Below are 15,264 nucleotides of genomic sequence, written 5' to 3'. Positions count from 1 at the left end.
ATGCGGCCCCACACACCGGGCTGTTACTTCTTCGCCGCCCAGGCGTTGAAGCGTTGCTCCAGTTGCTCGCTGTTGTCGGCCCAGAAGGCCACGTCGATCTGCACCTGGTTGGCAATGTTCTCAGGCGTGGTCGGCATGTCTTTCTTCACCTCGTCCGACAGCAGGCTCACGGCTTTCGAGTTGGCCGGGCCGTAGGCGATGTTCTCGGAATAGGTCTTCTGCTGCTCGGGCTGCACGCTGAAGGCGATGAATTTCTTCGCCTCGTCGGCATCCTTGGCCCCTTTCGGGATGGCCCAGGCGTCGAAGTCGTAGATGCCGCCGTTCCACACCACCTTCAGGTTGCTCTCTTTCTGTACCGCGGCGATGCGGCCGTTGTAGGCCGAACTCATGACCACGTCACCCGATGCCAGGTACTGCGGCGGCTGGGCACCGGCTTCCCACCACTGGATGCTTGGCTTGAGTTCGTCGAGCTTCTTGAAGGCGCGGTCCACGCCCTCTTTGGTGCCCAGCACCTGGTACACGTCCTTCGGTGCCACACCGTCGGCCATCAGGGCGAATTCCAGGGTGTACTTGGCACCCTTGCGCAGGCCGCGCTTGCCTGGGAATTTCTTGGTGTCCCAGAAATCCGCCCAGCTGGTAGGTGCGGTCTTGAGCTTGTCGGCGTTGTAGGCAAGCACCGTGGACCACACGAAGAAGCCTACGCCGCAAGGCTGGATGGCGCCTGGCACATAGTCGGCCTCATTGCCGAACAGCGCCGGGTCGAGTTCTTCGAACATGCCCTCGTCACAGCCACGGGCCAGCTCTGGCGATTCTACCTCCACCAGGTTCCACGACACGCTCCTAGTGTCGACCATGGCTTTGACCTTGGCCATCTCGCCGTTGTATTCGCCAGCGACGATCTTGCCCTTGTTGGCCTTTTCCCACGGCTCATAGAACGCCTTGACCTGGGCCGCCTTGTTGGCACCGCCGAACGACACCACGGTCAGGTCTGCGGCCATGGCCTGGCCAGCGGCGAACAGCCCCAGGGCCAGGGCGGTCAGTTTCAACTGCTTGCGCATTATTATTCTCTCCACAGTACAGGGTTGGTGAAGCAATCCATCAATGGGCTTCGGCAATCGGATCGAGCGCGCGGGCGTGCTCCACCTCCCAGCCCAGGGGTACTACATCGCCCACGGCCAGGGCCGGGTCGAGCTCGGCAATGGGCTGCTTCACGAAGAAGTCGCCCTTGCCGCAAACTTCCAGGCGCACCCGTACGTGGTCGCCCAGGTAGATGAATTCGGCCACCCGCCCCGAGAAGCGGTTTACGCAGCGCTCGCTGTGGCCGTTCAGGCGCACACGCTCCGGGCGGATCGACAGGGTCACCGGCTCGCCGGCCTGGCCGACATTCACCGCCAGCGCCTCGACCCGCTCGCCACGCGCCAGCTGCACCTGGCAGCGTTTGCCATCGCTGGCCAGCAAGGTGCCGTTGATGCGGTTGTTCTCACCGATGAAGTTGGCGACGAAGGTGTTGCAGGGCTCTTCGTACAAGGTACGTGGGTCGGCAATCTGCTGGATCTCGCCCTGGTGGAACACCGCCACACGGTCAGACATGGTCAGCGCTTCGCCCTGGTCGTGGGTCACGTAGACCACGGTCACGCCCAGGCGCTGGTGGATGTGCTTGATCTCCATCTGCATGTGCTCACGCAGCTGTTTATCGAGCGCACCCAGCGGTTCGTCCATCAGCACCAGCTGTGGCTCGAACACCAGGGCGCGGGCCAGGGCCACGCGCTGCTGCTGGCCGCCGGACAGCTGCCCCGGGTAGCGCTTGGCGAAGGCGTCGAGCTGGACCATGTTCAGCACGCGCTTGACCCGCTCGCTGATGTCGGTCTTGCTCAGGTTGCGCACGGTCAGCGGGAACGCCAGGTTCTCGGCCACGGTCATGTGCGGGAACAGCGCGTAGTTCTGGAACACCATGCCGATGTCGCGCTTGTGCGGTGGCACGTTGTTGATCGAACGCCCGGCCAGCTGGATTTCACCGGCGGTTGGGGTCTCGAAGCCGGCCAGCATCATCAGGCTGGTGGTCTTGCCCGAGCCGGACGGGCCGAGCAGGGTAAGGAATTCGCCCTTGCGGATATCCAGGTTGAGGTCTTTGACGATCAGCGACTCGCCGTCGTAGCTCTTCTGCACACCACGGAAGCTGACCAGCGTTTCGCTGGTTGCAGCGTTCGACTTCGCCTCGCTCATGCCTGCACCTTCTTGTTGGATGACTGCGTAGGCAAAAGATTAGACAAGGCGCATGCGCCCGGAAATCGGGGGTGCTGAGAGAATGCCATCATCCGGTTGGAAGATTTGTTGTAGGGATTCCCCTACAAGGATGACGCGTTCAGGACAGATACGATTTTCCTGTAGGAGCGGCCTTGCGTCGCGATGGGCTGCGAAGCGGCCCCCAGGCGCCAGCCAATAGGCACATGTTGCCGGGGCCGCTTCGCAGCCCATCGCGACGCAAGGCCGCTCCTACAAAACCCGCGCAAAGCCAGATGAGTGTCGCAATCAGACCAGCTTGTGCTCCATGGCGTACTTCACCAACTCTGCCAGCGAGTTCACCTTCAGCTTCTGCATCAAGCGCGCCTTGTGCGTGCTGATGGTCTTGCTCGACAGCGCCAGCTGCTGGGCGATGTCATTGACGTTGGCGCCCTGGGCCAGGCGCTCGAACACCGAAAACTCGCGCTCCGACAACAGTGTGTGCAACGGCCGTGACTCGGTCAGGCCCACTTCGAATACCATGCGGTCGGCCAGCGCCGGGTCGATATAGCGCCCGCCTGCAGCAACCCGGCGAATGGCGGTCAGCAACAACGCCGGGTCGCTGTCCTTGGTGGCATAGCCCGCCGCCCCGGCCTTCAGCGCGCGCGCCGCCATCTGCGCCTCATCGTGCATCGACAACATCAGGATCGCCGGCGCGTCATGCAGGGCACGGATGCGCGGGATCGCCTCCAGGCCATTCACGCCCGGCATCGAGATGTCCAGCAACACCACCTCGCACGGCGTATGGCGCAAGGTTTCCAGCAGTTGCTCGCCGTTAGCTGCCTCCCCCGCCACCTGCATGTCCTTGGCCAAGCCAATCAACTGCTTGATGCCTTCACGGACAATGGTGTGGTCTTCGGCCACCAGCACTCGAATCACGATCGCTCTCCTACTCCAACGGAATGGCCACGCTCAGGCTGGTGCCTTCGCCCGGTTCACTGTCCAGCGCCATGCTGCCGCCCAGCATCAGCACCCGTTCACGCACACCTACCAGGCCAAACGACGCAGGCCGGGGCTGGTCGCGGCGAAACCCTTGCCCATCATCGCTGACGGTCAGGCGCAATTGCCCGTGCTCATGCACCAGTTCGATCTCCACGCTGTGTGCCTGGGCATGGCGCATCACATTGGTCAGCGCCTCCTGGAGAATACGGAACAGCCCAGTGGCCTTGGCATCGCTCAATGCTGGCAGATTATCCGGTACTTGTACCAGGCAGGGGATTTGCGTGCGCGCCTCGAAGCGCCGCGCCTGCCACTCGATGGCCGAGGCAATGCCAGCATCGAGGATCGGTGGGCGCAGGGCGGTGGCCACATCGCGCACCAGCTGGAACAGCTGGGCGATCAGGCGCTTCATGCTGTCCAGGCGCTCGTGCAGGCCCGGGTCCAGTCCAGCGAAGGCCAGTTCGCACATCGACACTTCCAGCTTGAGCACGGTCAGCATCTGCCCCAGCTCATCGTGCACTTCGCGGGCGATGCGGGCCTTTTCTTCCTCGCGCACGCTCTCCAGGTGGGCCGACAATTCGCGCAATTGCTCCTGGGACTTGGCTAGCGCCAACTCGGCCCGCTTGCCCTGGGTGATGTCCCACACCACGCCATCCCATACCACCCGACCATCAGCCAGGCGCCGGGTACTGGCCTTGATGTCGGCCCAGCGCTGTTCGCCCTGACGGGTGAGGATACGCCCCTGCCAGGACCAGTCCTGATCGCTGGCCAGGGCCAAGTCCTGTACCCGGTGGTAATCGGCACGGTCGTCGGGGTGCACCAGGTTGCGCAGGCCCATCTGCGGGTGCTGGATCTCGCTGGGCGCATAGCCCACCAGCGCCTCGCTGCCCTCGCTGATGTAGGGGAACTCCAGGTCACCCTCGGCCGGGTCGCGTTCGAGGCGGAACACCAGCCCCGGCACGTTGCCGGCAATCCCCTTGAGCCGCGCCTCGCTTTCGCGCAGCGCCGCCAGGGCGCGGTGGCGCTCGGTGACATCGGCGAGGTAGACCACCAGGTACTCGGAATCACGAAAGCGCAGGAAGCTCAGCGACAATTCCACCGGCAGCAGGCTCTGGTCGGCCCGCCGGCAATGCGTTTCAAACTGGCCGACACCCACCTCGCCGGCGCGCGCGCCCTTCCATAGCTCGAGCCAGCGATCCATGGTCAGGTTGGGCTCGAAGGTGCTCAGCGGCCGTTCCAGCAGCTCGCCTTCGCCATAGCCGAGCATGCGTTCGGCGGCATGGTTGGCATAGCGTACATGGCTGTCCCAGTTGACCCAGAGGATGCCCACGGTGCTCTGGTCAATGGCGAACTGGCTCAGGCGCAGCGCTTCTTCGCGGACCTGTCGCTCTGCCAGGGTTTCCCGCGTGGCCAGCAGGCTGCGCTCCAGCTGGCGCTGCTGTCGGCGCTGCCATACCAGGGTGGCCAGCGCGCACAGCAACAGCATGGCGGACAGCAAGGCCAGGTTCTGCCAGAAGCCGGTCGACTCGCTCAGGCGTGGGTACTTCGGTTGCAACCAACGCTGGTGCAGTTGCTCCAGCTCCTTGGCCGGCAGCGCCTGCAGGCCACGCTCGAGCACATCGGCCAGCAGCGGCCAGTCGCGCCGCGAACCGATGCGCAGCAACTGCGGCAAACCGATGTCGCCGACCACTGCCAGCTCGCCGAACTCGCTCTCGCGGGACAGGCGGCTGAGCTGGGCTTCATCCAGCACCGCGAAACTGGCCTGGCCGCCCACCACCAGCTGCAACGCCTCGCGCTCGTTGGGCACCCCTTGCAGGTTGAGGTTGTTGTAGTTGGCGCGCAGGTAGTCCGCCAGCTGGCTGGGCATGCGTACCGCCACACGCTGCTCGACCTCGAGTCTTTCCAGCTCCACGGCCATCGCCCCGGTGCGTGGCCCGACCACCAGTTGCGGTACACGCATGTACGGGTCGCTGAACAGCCACAGGCGCAAGCTGGCCGGGGTCTGGGTCAGGCCCGGGGCAAAGTCGATCTCCCCCGCCTGCAGGGCGTGCTCAAGGCTGGCCTGGTCAGCGAAATTGCGCCAGGTCAGGTCCAGCTGCAGCGCTTGCGCCAGGCTACTGACCAACTCGACATTGGCCCCATAGAGTTGCTGCAGACGTCGGTCGAACTGCGCGTACGGTGCCTGCAGCACCAAGCCCACGCGCAGGCTGCGATGCGTGTCCAGCCATTGCTGCTGGGCAGGCTCCAGCACTACCGAGGGCAGCGCCTCGGGCCTGGCCAATGCAATCAAGGGCAGCCATAAACAGCCGATAACCAACAGGCGACGCACTCGCTTCATCTACACGCTCGTCTTGGCAAAGGCGGCCATGCAGCATGGCCGTCACGGGCAAATACTATTAGGCTGCCGGTATCATTCTGGCCTTGGGTTGACTCATGTCCACACTTTATCGCACGACGCTGGCAATGTGCTGCCTGGCCTCGTTCCTTCCACTCGGCGCCTTGGCCGCCGATGCCGAACAACCACCTGTCACCAACGAGGCCCCGGCTGCTCCAGCCCCGCGTCCGCCGTTGCTGGAGCGTAGCCAGGAGGACGCCCAGGCGCTCGAACGGCTGGTGCCCAAGGCCGAGCAACAGACGCTGCAAGGCGGCGCCGACAGCTTCCTGGCACTGTGGAAACCGGCCAACGACAGCGACCCGCAAGGGGCTGTGATCATCGTGCCCGGCGCCGGTGAAACGGCGGATTGGCCAAACGCGGTCGGTCCGCTGCGGCGCAAGTTCCCCGATGTCGGCTGGCACAGCCTGAGCATCAGCCTGCCCGACCTGCTGGCCGACAGCCCGCAGGCGCGGGTCGAAGCCAAGCCGGCGGCCAAGCCAGCGCCAGAACAGGGCGAAAGCGCCCCGGCCAAGGACTTGCCAGCCGATGCCAACGCCAATGTCGCCCAAGCCACTGCGGCCGATGCCGACACGGCAGAAAGCACTGATGCCGCACAGGCCAGCGAGCAAACCGACCCGGCCGATGCCGCGCGCATCTTCGCGCGCCTGGATGCTGCAGTGGCCTTTGCCCAGCAGCATAACGCTCGCAGCATCGTGCTGATTGGCCATGGCAGCGGCGCGTATTGGGCGGCCCGCTACCTGAGCGAACAGCAGCCACCGCAGGTGCAAAAGCTGGTGCTGGTGGCTGCACAGACACCGGCGCGGGTGGAGCATGACCTGGAAAGCCTGGTTCCCATCCTGAAAGTGCCCACTGCCGACATCTACTACGCCACCCGCAGCGCCGACCGCAGCGCGGCCGCGCAGCGCCTGCAGGCCAGCAAGCGGCAGAAGGACAGCCAGTACCGGCAGTTGTCGCTGATTGCCATGCCGGGGAACAAGGCAGCGGAACAAGAGCAACTGTTCCGCCGGGTGCGAGGGTGGATGAGCCTGTAGGAGCGGCCTTGCGTCGCGAAAGGGCCGCAAAGCGGCCCCCCTGCGGTATCAGTTGCGAAGCTGGCCACTTGGGGCCGCTGCGCGCCCCATCGCGACACAAGGCCGCTCCTACATGTACCGCGCAGGCTTTTACAGGCCGCGCCGCTTGCGGATCATGGCATAGGCCTGGTGCAACTCGCGGGTGCGCTCGGTCGCTTCACGCAACTGTGCCTCGCTCGCCCCCGTGCCCGCCAGCTTGTCCGGATGGTGGCGGCTGACCAGCCGCCGATAGGCCTGCTTGATCTTGTCGCCTTCGGTGTCCGCCTCGACTGCCAGCAGCCTCAGCGCAGCCGCGTAGGTCATGGGTACCTCACGGGCACCGGCAGCCCTGCGCGGCTCGTACTCCAGCGACATGGCCTGGACCTGGCGCCGGCTCAGGCCCAGTTTGTGCCCCCATTCCAGCAGCAACTCGCGCTCCTTGTTGCCCATCTTGCCGTCGGCCCAGACCATGCGCCAACAGGCCCGCAAGGTGCCTTCCGCCGCATGTGGCTGCTGGCGGATACGCCGCAGGTGCCCACCCAGCCGGTCCTTGCCTGCCTTGCCGCGGTTGAACGCGGCAATCGCACGCAGCCGGGCTTCTTCGGCCAGGTCCAGGCGCACCATTTCCTGACGCGCCTGCTGGATATGCTGCTCGGCCACCCGGCCATCGCACTTGGCCAGGCGACCGAGCATCACGAACAGCAACTCGTCATCCTGCAAGGCCGGGCGCCCGCCCAGGCGTTCGCGCAGGTCTTCCCAGCCCTGCAAACGCAGGCGGCGGTCAATGAACTGACCGAGCAATGCGCCGAGCAAGGCACCGGGGATGCTGGCAACGGCAAAGCCGGCACCGGCGCCAATCACCGTGCTTGGCCACCACATGTCAGGCACGCTCGCCGATCAGGCGTTCGGCTTCGGCCAGGCGCTCGAGGGTTCCCACATCCACCCAGTGCCCGCGGTAGTGTTCGCCACTCACCTGCCCTGCTGCCATGGCCTGGCGCAGCAGCGGCGCGAGCTTGAAGGCACCCGGTTGGCAGCCCTCGAACAGCGCCGGGTGCAACACCGAGAGGCCGCTGAAAGTCAGCGTGCCAGGGGCGTCATCACCATCCACCACCTTGCCGCCCACCAGGCGGAAATCGCCACGACCATGGTGGCCCGGGTTGTCGACCAGCACCAGGTGAGCCAGGCCTTGCACGGGAGACTGCAGGTGCTTGAAGTCATAATCGGTCCAGACATCGCCGTTGACCAGCAGGAACGGCGCGTCGCCCAGCAGTGGCAATGCCTTGAAGATGCCACCGCCGGTTTCCAGCGGCTCGCCCTCGGGCGAATAGCGGATGCTCAGGCCGAAGCGACTGCCATCACCGAGGTGGTCTTCGATCTGCTGGCCAAGCCAGGCATGGTTGATCACCACCTCGTTGACGCCCGCCGCCGCCAGGGCGCGCAAGTGATACTCGATCAGGGGCTGACCCGCGACCGGGACCAACGGTTTGGGTGTATGCAGGGTCAGCGGGCGCATGCGCTCGCCTTTCCCTGCCGCCAGGATCATTGCCTTCATGCACGCGCTCCGGCCTGCAACTCGGCAATCAGTTCGCCCAGCTCCGCCAATTCGGGCCGGCGACCGATCACTTCTTCTATATAGGCGAAGAAACGCGGCACGTCGCCCAGGTAGCGCGGTTTGCCATCGCGATGGCAGATTCGGGCAAAGATGCCGATCACCTTCAGATGGCGCTGCACCCCCATCAGGTCGCTGGCGCGCTGGAATGCCTCGAAGTCAGCCTGCACCGGGATACCGGCAGCCCGCGCCTTTTGCCAGTAATCACGCAACCAGCCTTCGACCCGCGCCTGTGGCCAACTGACGAAGGCGTCCTTGAACAGGCAGGTGATGTCGTAGGTGACCGGGCCATACACCGCGTCCTGGAAGTCCAACACGCCGGGGTTGGGCGTGCTCTGCATCAGGTTGCGCGGCATGTAGTCACGGTGCACCAGCACCTTGGGCTGGGCCAGGGCGCTGTCGATCAGCAGCTGGCTGACACGCTGCCAGGTGGCTTGCTGGGCGTCACTGAAGGTCTGGCCAAGCTCACGCCCCACGTACCATTCGGGGAACAGCTCGACTTCGCGGCGCAACAGGGCGTCGTCGTAGCTCGGCAGCGGCGCTTCCATCGGCAGGCGCTGGAAGGCCAGCAGGGCGTCGATGGCATCGCTGAACAGGCTATCGGCGTTGTCGGCATCGATGATGTCGAGGTAGGTCTGGTGGCCCAGGTCGCCCAGCAGCAGGAAGCCGCGTTCCAGGTCCTGAGCGTGAATCAGCGGCACGTGCACGTCGGCGCTGGCCAGCAGGTGGTCAATGGCGACGAACGGTCGGCAATTCTCCTGTGGCGGGGGCGCATCCATGATCACGAAGCTGTGCCCAGCGCCCTGCCAGCGGAAATACCGACGGAAGCTGGCGTCGCTGCTGGCCGCGGTCAGGCTGCCTGCGGGCACTTCGCCCCAGGCGTTTCTGTGGAAAAGATCATTGAGCTGCTCATCGAGCCAGACCGTCAGTTGTTGCAGGCGTACATCGTGTTCAGGCATTACAAGGGTCTCCGACGGCCCTAGCCGTCAAGCGGGTCATGCTTTATTATCCAGCATCTTTTTCAGACCATCGAGAGGCGTGCGGCCCCACACGCGGGCAGATGGCACGCAGGAAGCCCGGACTAATAAGATGGCATTGAAATCCCCCGCGTTTCGTAGAAAGTTTCCGTTGCTGGTAACCGGCGGTCTGCTGGCCCTGCAACCTCTGGCCACGTCGTACGTGGTGGCAGCCGAACAGTTCGACTGCCAAGTGTCCGCCTCCGGTGGTTGGGACTGCAAGCCCAAGACCCCAGTCAACAACCTGCCACCGCGCCCGGTGCATGAGGGTGCTGCCGTCAGCGCCGGCACCGAAGCCGCGAACGAAGGCGAAACTGCGGACCGGCCGATGCTGGTCACCGAGGCCAAGGGCCGCGCCCTGAAGTCGCGCAGCGAAGACTACAGCCACCTGGACTGGGTACCGCGAGAAAAGCTCACTGCCGCGCAGCTGGCCGAAACCGGCCCGTACTGTGGTGGCGCGTACATCGAGCCAACCCGCCCGGGCATGGCCGACACCACGCCGAAGGATGAGTCGCCGACCTACATCAATGCCAAGGTATCCAAGTACCAGCAGGAGCAGCAGATCGCTACCCTCGCCGGTGACGTGGTGATGCGCCAGGGCAGCATGCAGGCCGAGGCCGACGAGGCCAACCTCTATCAGACCGAAAACCGTGGCGAGCTCAAGGGCAACGTCAAGATCCGTGACAACGGTTCGCTGGTGGTCGGTGACGAGGCGCAGATCCAGCTCGACACCGGCGAAGCCCAGGTCGACAACGCCGAATACGTGATGCACAAGTCGCACATCCGCGGCAGCGCCCTGTACGCCAAGCGTGGCGAAAACGCCATCATCCGCCTCAAGGACGGTACGTACACCACTTGCGAACCGGGCAGCAACGCCTGGCAGCTGAAGGGCAACAACATCACCCTTAACCCGGCCACCGGCTTCGGTACCGCGACCAACGTTACGCTGCGGGTCAAGGATTTCCCGGTGTTCTACACACCGTACATCTACTTCCCGATCGACGACCGTCGCCAGTCCGGCTTCCTGCCGCCATCGTTCAGCAGCACCAGCGACACCGGCTTCATGCTGGTCACGCCGTACTACTTCAACCTGGCGCCAAACTACGACGCCACGTTGTACCCGCGCTACATGACCAAGCGCGGCCTGCTGATGGAAGGCGAGTTCCGCTACCTGACGCCTTCCAGCGAAGGCCAGTTCGGTGGTGCGTACCTCAACGACAAGAACGACGACCGTAAAGACCAGACTGACTACAAAGAACAGCGCTGGATGGTCAACTGGCAGCACAAGGGCGGGCTGGACGAGCGCCTGATGACCGAGGTGGACTACACCGACATCAGCGACCCGTTCTACTTCCAGGACCTGGAAACCGACCAGATTGGCGTCGAAACCCAGGACCTGCTGAACCAGCAGGGCGCTCTGACCTACCGCGGCGACAGCTACACCGCGCGGCTGAACGTGCATGCCTACGAGATGGCGACCATTTCGAAGATCACCCCGTATGATCGCCTGCCGCAGATTACCTTCAACGGTAAGCTGCCGTACGAACCGGGTGGGCTTAATATTGCCTACGAAACCGAGGCAGTCCGTTTTGAGCGCGACCTGAAAGACGACTTCGTATTCGATAAAGACGGCAACCCCGACTTCTCCGCCGGTGCAGCAGGCCGCCGCCTGGACCAGAACGTCAGCGGTATTGCCCGTGCCAACGGCAACCGTTTCAATGTCGCACCGTCGATCAGCCTGCCGATGGAAGCCAGCTACGGCTTCCTGACCCCCAAGCTGAAGTATGCATACACCCACTACGACCTGGATCTGGACAGCCAAGGCAAAACCCAGGCAATCGCGCAGTCGGCCAACCCGGCGTACGGCAGCTACAACAGCTCGCTGAATCGCGATATCCCGATCTTCAGCGTGGACAGCGGGCTTTACTTCGACCGCAATACGTCGTTGTTCGGCTCCAACTACAAGCAAACCCTTGAACCGCGCCTGTACTACCTTTACGTCCCGTACGAGGACCAGAAGGACATCCCGCTGTTCGACTCGGGTGAAACCCTGTTCAGCTACGACTCGCTGTTCCGCGACAACCGCTTCAGCGGCACCGACCGCATCGGTGACGAGAACAAGCTGTCGCTGGGCGTGACCACCCGCTGGATCGAGGACAATGGCTTCGAACGCCAGAACTTCAGCATCGGCCAGGCGTACTACTTCAAGGACCGCAAGGTCCAGCTGCCGGGCATCAACTACAAGGAACGCACAGACGCGCAGTCCGACGTATCTCCGTACGCGCTGATGTACAACTACTTCTTCAACCGCGACTGGCGCTTCAATTCGGATTTCAACTGGGACCCGGACAGCCGCAGCACCCGCTCGGGCAGCGCGATGTTCCACTACCAGCCTGAAGACAACCCGAACAAGGTGGTCAACCTCGGTTATCGCTACCGTAACGACACCATCGCCTACGACTCCACGACCGGTACCTGGAAAGTGGGTGGTGGCGACTATGGCACCCCGGGCAGTCCTAACTACGTGAAGGACTACTACAAGATCCAGCAGCATGACTTCTCGGTCATCTGGCCACTCGTTCCGCAGTGGAGCGTCATCGCGCGCTGGCAGCATGACTACAACCGCAACCGCACCCTGGAAGCCATGGGTGGTTTCGAGTACGACAACTGCTGCTGGAAGCTGCGCCTGATCAACCGTTACTGGATCGACTACGACGACTTCAGCCAGGCGCTTCCGCAGAACGAGAAAGGCGACCACGGCATCTTCCTTCAGATCGTCCTGAAGGGCCTCGGTGGTGTCGTCGGCAACAAGGTCGAATCTTTCCTCGACCAAGGCATTCAAGGTTACCGTGAACGTGAAGACCAAGCTTATTGATCGACTGCGCCCAGCGCTGCTGGGCGTCGCATTGCTGAGTGGCGCGGTGCATGCCGCGGTACAACCTCTTGATCGCGTGGTGGCCATCGTCGACAACGACGTGGTCATGCAAAGCCAGCTCGACCAGCGCGTCCGCGAAGTTCAGCAAACCATCGCCAAGCGCGGAGGCGGCATGCCACCTGCCGGCGCGCTGGACCAGCAGGTACTGGAGCGCCTGATCGTCGAGAACCTGCAATTGCAGATCGGCGAACGCTCCGGCATCCGCATCACCGATGAAGAACTGAACCAGGCGATCGGCACCATTGCCCAGCGCAATGGCATGTCGCTGGACCAGTTCCGTGCCGCCCTGGCCCGCGACGGCCTGTCGTTCGACGACGCCCGCGAGCAGGTCAAGCGCGAGATGATCATCAGCCGCGTGCGCCAGCGTCGTGTGGCCGAACGCATCCAGGTGTCCGAGCAGGAAGTGAAGAACTTCCTCAACTCCGACCTGGGCAAGATGCAGATGTCGGAAGAGTACCGCCTGGCCAACATCCTGATCCCGACGCCGGAAGCGGCCAGCTCGGACGATATCCAGAAGGCTGCACGCAAGGTCGGTGACCTGTACCAGCAACTGCGCCAGGGCGCCGATTTCGGCCAGATGGCGATTGCCCACTCGGCCAGCGAAAACGCCCTGGAAGGCGGTGAGATGGGTTGGCGCAAAGCCGGCCAGCTGCCACCGGACTTCGCCAAGATGCTCAGCAGCATGCCGGTGGGTGAAATCACCCAGCCGATCCGCATCCCCAACGGCTTCATCATCCTCAAGCTCGAGGAGAAGCGCGGCGGCAGCGAGAACGTGCTGCGTGACGAAGTGCACGTACGCCATATCCTGATCAAGCCGAGCGAAATCCGCAGCGAAGCGGCCACCGAGCAACTGGCCGAGCGCCTGTACGAGCGCATCAAGAACGGCGAGGACTTCGGCGAACTGGCGAAGAGCTTCTCGGAAGACCCGGGTTCCGCGCTCAACGGTGGCGACCTCAACTGGGTCGACCCGAACAGCCTGGTACCGGAGTTCCGCGAGCAGATGGCCAACGCTACCCAAGGCGAAGTCACCCGTCCGTTCAAGACCCAGTACGGCTGGCATGTCCTCGAAGTGCTGGGCCGCCGCGCCACCGACAGCACCGAGCAGGCTCGCGAACAGCAGGCCATGAACGTATTGCGCAACCGCAAGTACGACGAAGAGCTGCAAACCTGGCTGCGCCAGATTCGCGACGAAGCCTACGTTGAAATCAAGCTGCCTGGCGCTGACCAGGCCGCCCCGTGAAGCCCCTGCGCTTCGCCGTCACCCCCGGCGAACCAGCCGGCATAGGTCCCGACCTGTGCCTGCTGCTCGCCGCAGACGCCCAGCCCCACCCCCTGATTGCCATCACCAGCCGTGACCTGCTCGCCGAGCGGGCCACCCAGCTGGGGCTGGCCGTCAAGCTGTTGCCGGTAGCGCCGGGCCAATGGCCCGAGCAGCCCGCACCGGCGGGTAGCCTGTACGTCTGGGACACGCCCCTGGCGGCCCCGGTAATTCCTGGCCAGCTCGACAAGGCCAATGCTGCGTTCGTGCTGCAAACCCTGACCCGCGCCGGGCAAGGCTGCCTGGACGGGCACTTCGCCGGGATGATCACCGCGCCCGTGCACAAGGGCGTCATCAACGAAAGCGGCATCGCCTTCTCCGGGCATACCGAATTCCTTGCCGAACTGACCCACACCGCACAAGTGGTGATGATGCTGGCCACCCACGGTCTGCGCGTCGCCCTGGTGACCACCCACCTGCCGCTGCGCGACATTGCCGACGCCATCACTGCCGAGCGCGTCGAACGTGTGACCCGCATCCTGCACGCAGACATGCGTGACAAGTTCGGCATTGCCAACCCGCGCATCCTGGTGTGCGGCCTCAACCCGCACGCGGGTGAAAGTGGCCACCTGGGCCGCGAGGAAATCGACATCATCGAGCCGACCCTGGCCCGCCTGCGCACCGAGGGCATGGACCTGCGCGGGCCGCTGCCGGCCGATACCCTGTTTACCCCCAAATATCTGGAGCACTGCGATGCGGTGCTGGCGATGTATCACGACCAGGGCCTGCCGGTACTCAAGTACAAAGGCTTTGGCGCAGCCGTGAACGTTACCCTGGGCCTGCCGATCATCCGCACGTCGGTTGACCACGGCACCGCCCTGGACCTTGCCGGCACTGGCAAGGTCGACACCGGCAGCCTGCGCGTCGCGCTGGACACCGCCTACCAGATGGCCGAGAACCGACCATGAACGAGCAATACCAACACCGGGCGCGCAAGCGCTTCGGCCAGAACTTCCTGCACGACGCCGGCATCATCGACCGCATCCTGCGTGCCATCAACGCCAAGGCTGGTGAACACCTGCTGGAAATCGGCCCGGGCCAGGGCGCCTTGACCGAAGGCCTGCTGGGCAGCGGCGCACAGCTGGACGTGGTGGAACTGGACAAGGACCTGGTGCCGATCCTGCAGCACAAGTTCGCCAACCGCAGCAACTTCCGCCTGCACCAGGGCGACGCCCTGAAGTTCGACTTCAACCAGCTGGGCGTGCCAGCGCGCAGCCTGAAGGTAGTAGGCAACCTGCCCTACAACATTTCCACCCCGCTGATCTTCCACCTGCTCAGCCATGCCGGGCTGATCCGCGACATGCATTTCATGTTGCAGAAGGAAGTGGTCGAGCGCATGGCCGCCGGCCCTGGCGGTGGCGACTGGGGGCGCTTGTCGATCATGGTGCAGTACCACTGCCGTGTGGAGCATCTGTTCAATGTGGGCCCAGGTGCCTTCAACCCGCCACCAAAAGTGGATTCGGCCATCGTCCGCCTGGTACCGCACGAAGTGCTGCCGCACCCGGCCAAGGATGCAAAGCTGCTGGAGCAGGTGGTACGCGAAGCCTTCAACCAGCGCCGCAAGACCCTGCGCAACACCATGAAAGGCCTGCTCGACAGCGCGGCCATCGAGGCTGCGGGTGTGGACGGCAGCCTGCGCCCTGAACAGCTGGACCTGGCGGCCTTCGTGCGCCTGGCTGACCAACTGGCCGACCAGCAGGCCTGACCACCTGGATCGGCCTTT

The 15,264-nt window shown here is 64.1% G+C and carries 12 protein-coding genes; 5 read left to right on the top strand and 7 right to left on the bottom strand.

Translation table 11 applies throughout. The features are described 5' to 3' along the window. Positions 1–23: 23 nt before the first annotated feature. The 4 genes from JKP78_RS19680 to JKP78_RS19665 form a co-directional block, all read right to left on the bottom strand. The gene (locus tag JKP78_RS19680) at positions 24–1,058 is read right to left on the bottom strand and encodes an ABC transporter substrate-binding protein (protein ID WP_200627308.1); all 1,035 of its coding nucleotides are present in this window, start codon (positions 1,056–1,058) and stop codon (positions 24–26) included. Between the two features lie 40 nt (positions 1,059–1,098). Further along, on the bottom strand, positions 1,099–2,223 hold the full coding sequence (locus JKP78_RS19675) for an ABC transporter ATP-binding protein (protein ID WP_170027961.1): 1,125 nt from the start codon (positions 2,221–2,223) through the stop codon (positions 1,099–1,101). A gap of 306 nt (positions 2,224–2,529) precedes the next feature. Beyond that, positions 2,530–3,162 (bottom strand): response regulator, encoded by a 633-nt coding sequence (locus JKP78_RS19670; protein ID WP_170034010.1) that lies wholly within the window; start codon positions 3,160–3,162, stop codon positions 2,530–2,532. A 7-nt stretch (positions 3,163–3,169) separates the two neighbouring features. Continuing rightward, a complete protein-coding gene (locus JKP78_RS19665; protein ID WP_200627306.1) occupies positions 3,170–5,557 on the bottom strand; it encodes a PAS domain-containing sensor histidine kinase in 2,388 nt (795 codons plus the stop codon). Between the two features lie 95 nt (positions 5,558–5,652). On the opposite strand from JKP78_RS19665, the gene JKP78_RS19660 reads away from it, so the two are divergent. Next, positions 5,653–6,645, top strand: a complete 993-nt coding sequence (locus tag JKP78_RS19660) for an alpha/beta hydrolase family protein (protein ID WP_186690132.1) — start codon at positions 5,653–5,655, stop codon at positions 6,643–6,645. Positions 6,646–6,774: 129 nt separating this feature from the next. Here the strand turns inward: JKP78_RS19660 and JKP78_RS19655 are convergent, their stop codons facing one another. Genes JKP78_RS19655 through JKP78_RS19645 form a run of 3 tightly spaced genes read right to left on the bottom strand, consistent with a single transcriptional unit; the run spans position 6,775 to position 9,231 of the window. Further along, a complete protein-coding gene (locus JKP78_RS19655; protein WP_186690134.1) occupies positions 6,775–7,542 on the bottom strand; it encodes a TerB family tellurite resistance protein in 768 nt (255 codons plus the stop codon). 1 nt (position 7,543) lies between these two features. After that, positions 7,544–8,215, bottom strand: a complete 672-nt coding sequence (gene murU, locus JKP78_RS19650; protein WP_186690137.1) for an N-acetylmuramate alpha-1-phosphate uridylyltransferase MurU — start codon at positions 8,213–8,215, stop codon at positions 7,544–7,546. Beyond that, positions 8,212–9,231, bottom strand: coding sequence for an aminoglycoside phosphotransferase family protein (locus JKP78_RS19645; protein ID WP_200627304.1), 1,020 nt, complete (start codon positions 9,229–9,231; stop codon positions 8,212–8,214). Before JKP78_RS19645 ends, murU begins: the two co-directional genes overlap by 4 nt. Before the next feature lie 130 nt (positions 9,232–9,361). On the opposite strand from JKP78_RS19645, the gene JKP78_RS19640 reads away from it, so the two are divergent. From JKP78_RS19640 to rsmA, 4 genes are read left to right on the top strand one after another with little or no spacing between them, the layout of a single operon-like run. Beyond that, complete coding sequence (locus tag JKP78_RS19640) at positions 9,362–12,163, top strand: LPS-assembly protein LptD (RefSeq protein WP_200627302.1); 2,802 nt, start codon at positions 9,362–9,364, stop codon at positions 12,161–12,163. Further along, on the top strand, positions 12,144–13,463 hold the full coding sequence (surA, locus tag JKP78_RS19635) for a peptidylprolyl isomerase SurA (RefSeq protein ID WP_170027954.1): 1,320 nt from the start codon (positions 12,144–12,146) through the stop codon (positions 13,461–13,463). Before JKP78_RS19640 ends, surA begins: the two co-directional genes overlap by 20 nt. Then, on the top strand, positions 13,460–14,449 hold the full coding sequence (pdxA, locus tag JKP78_RS19630; RefSeq protein ID WP_186690143.1) for a 4-hydroxythreonine-4-phosphate dehydrogenase PdxA: 990 nt from the start codon (positions 13,460–13,462) through the stop codon (positions 14,447–14,449). The genes surA and pdxA overlap by 4 nt, the downstream gene beginning before the upstream one ends. Further along, positions 14,446–15,246, top strand: coding sequence for a 16S rRNA (adenine(1518)-N(6)/adenine(1519)-N(6))-dimethyltransferase RsmA (gene rsmA, locus JKP78_RS19625; RefSeq protein WP_186690145.1), 801 nt, complete (start codon positions 14,446–14,448; stop codon positions 15,244–15,246). The genes pdxA and rsmA overlap by 4 nt, the downstream gene beginning before the upstream one ends. The last annotated feature ends 18 nt before the right edge of the window (positions 15,247–15,264 follow it).

The sequence above is a fragment of the Pseudomonas sp. LAM2023 genome (genome assembly GCF_016620375.1).
Lineage (GTDB): Bacteria > Pseudomonadota > Gammaproteobacteria > Pseudomonadales > Pseudomonadaceae > Aquipseudomonas > Aquipseudomonas anuradhapurensis.
Note: the sequence above shows the minus strand (reverse complement) of the source record. Positions and strands in the feature narration are given on the sequence as shown.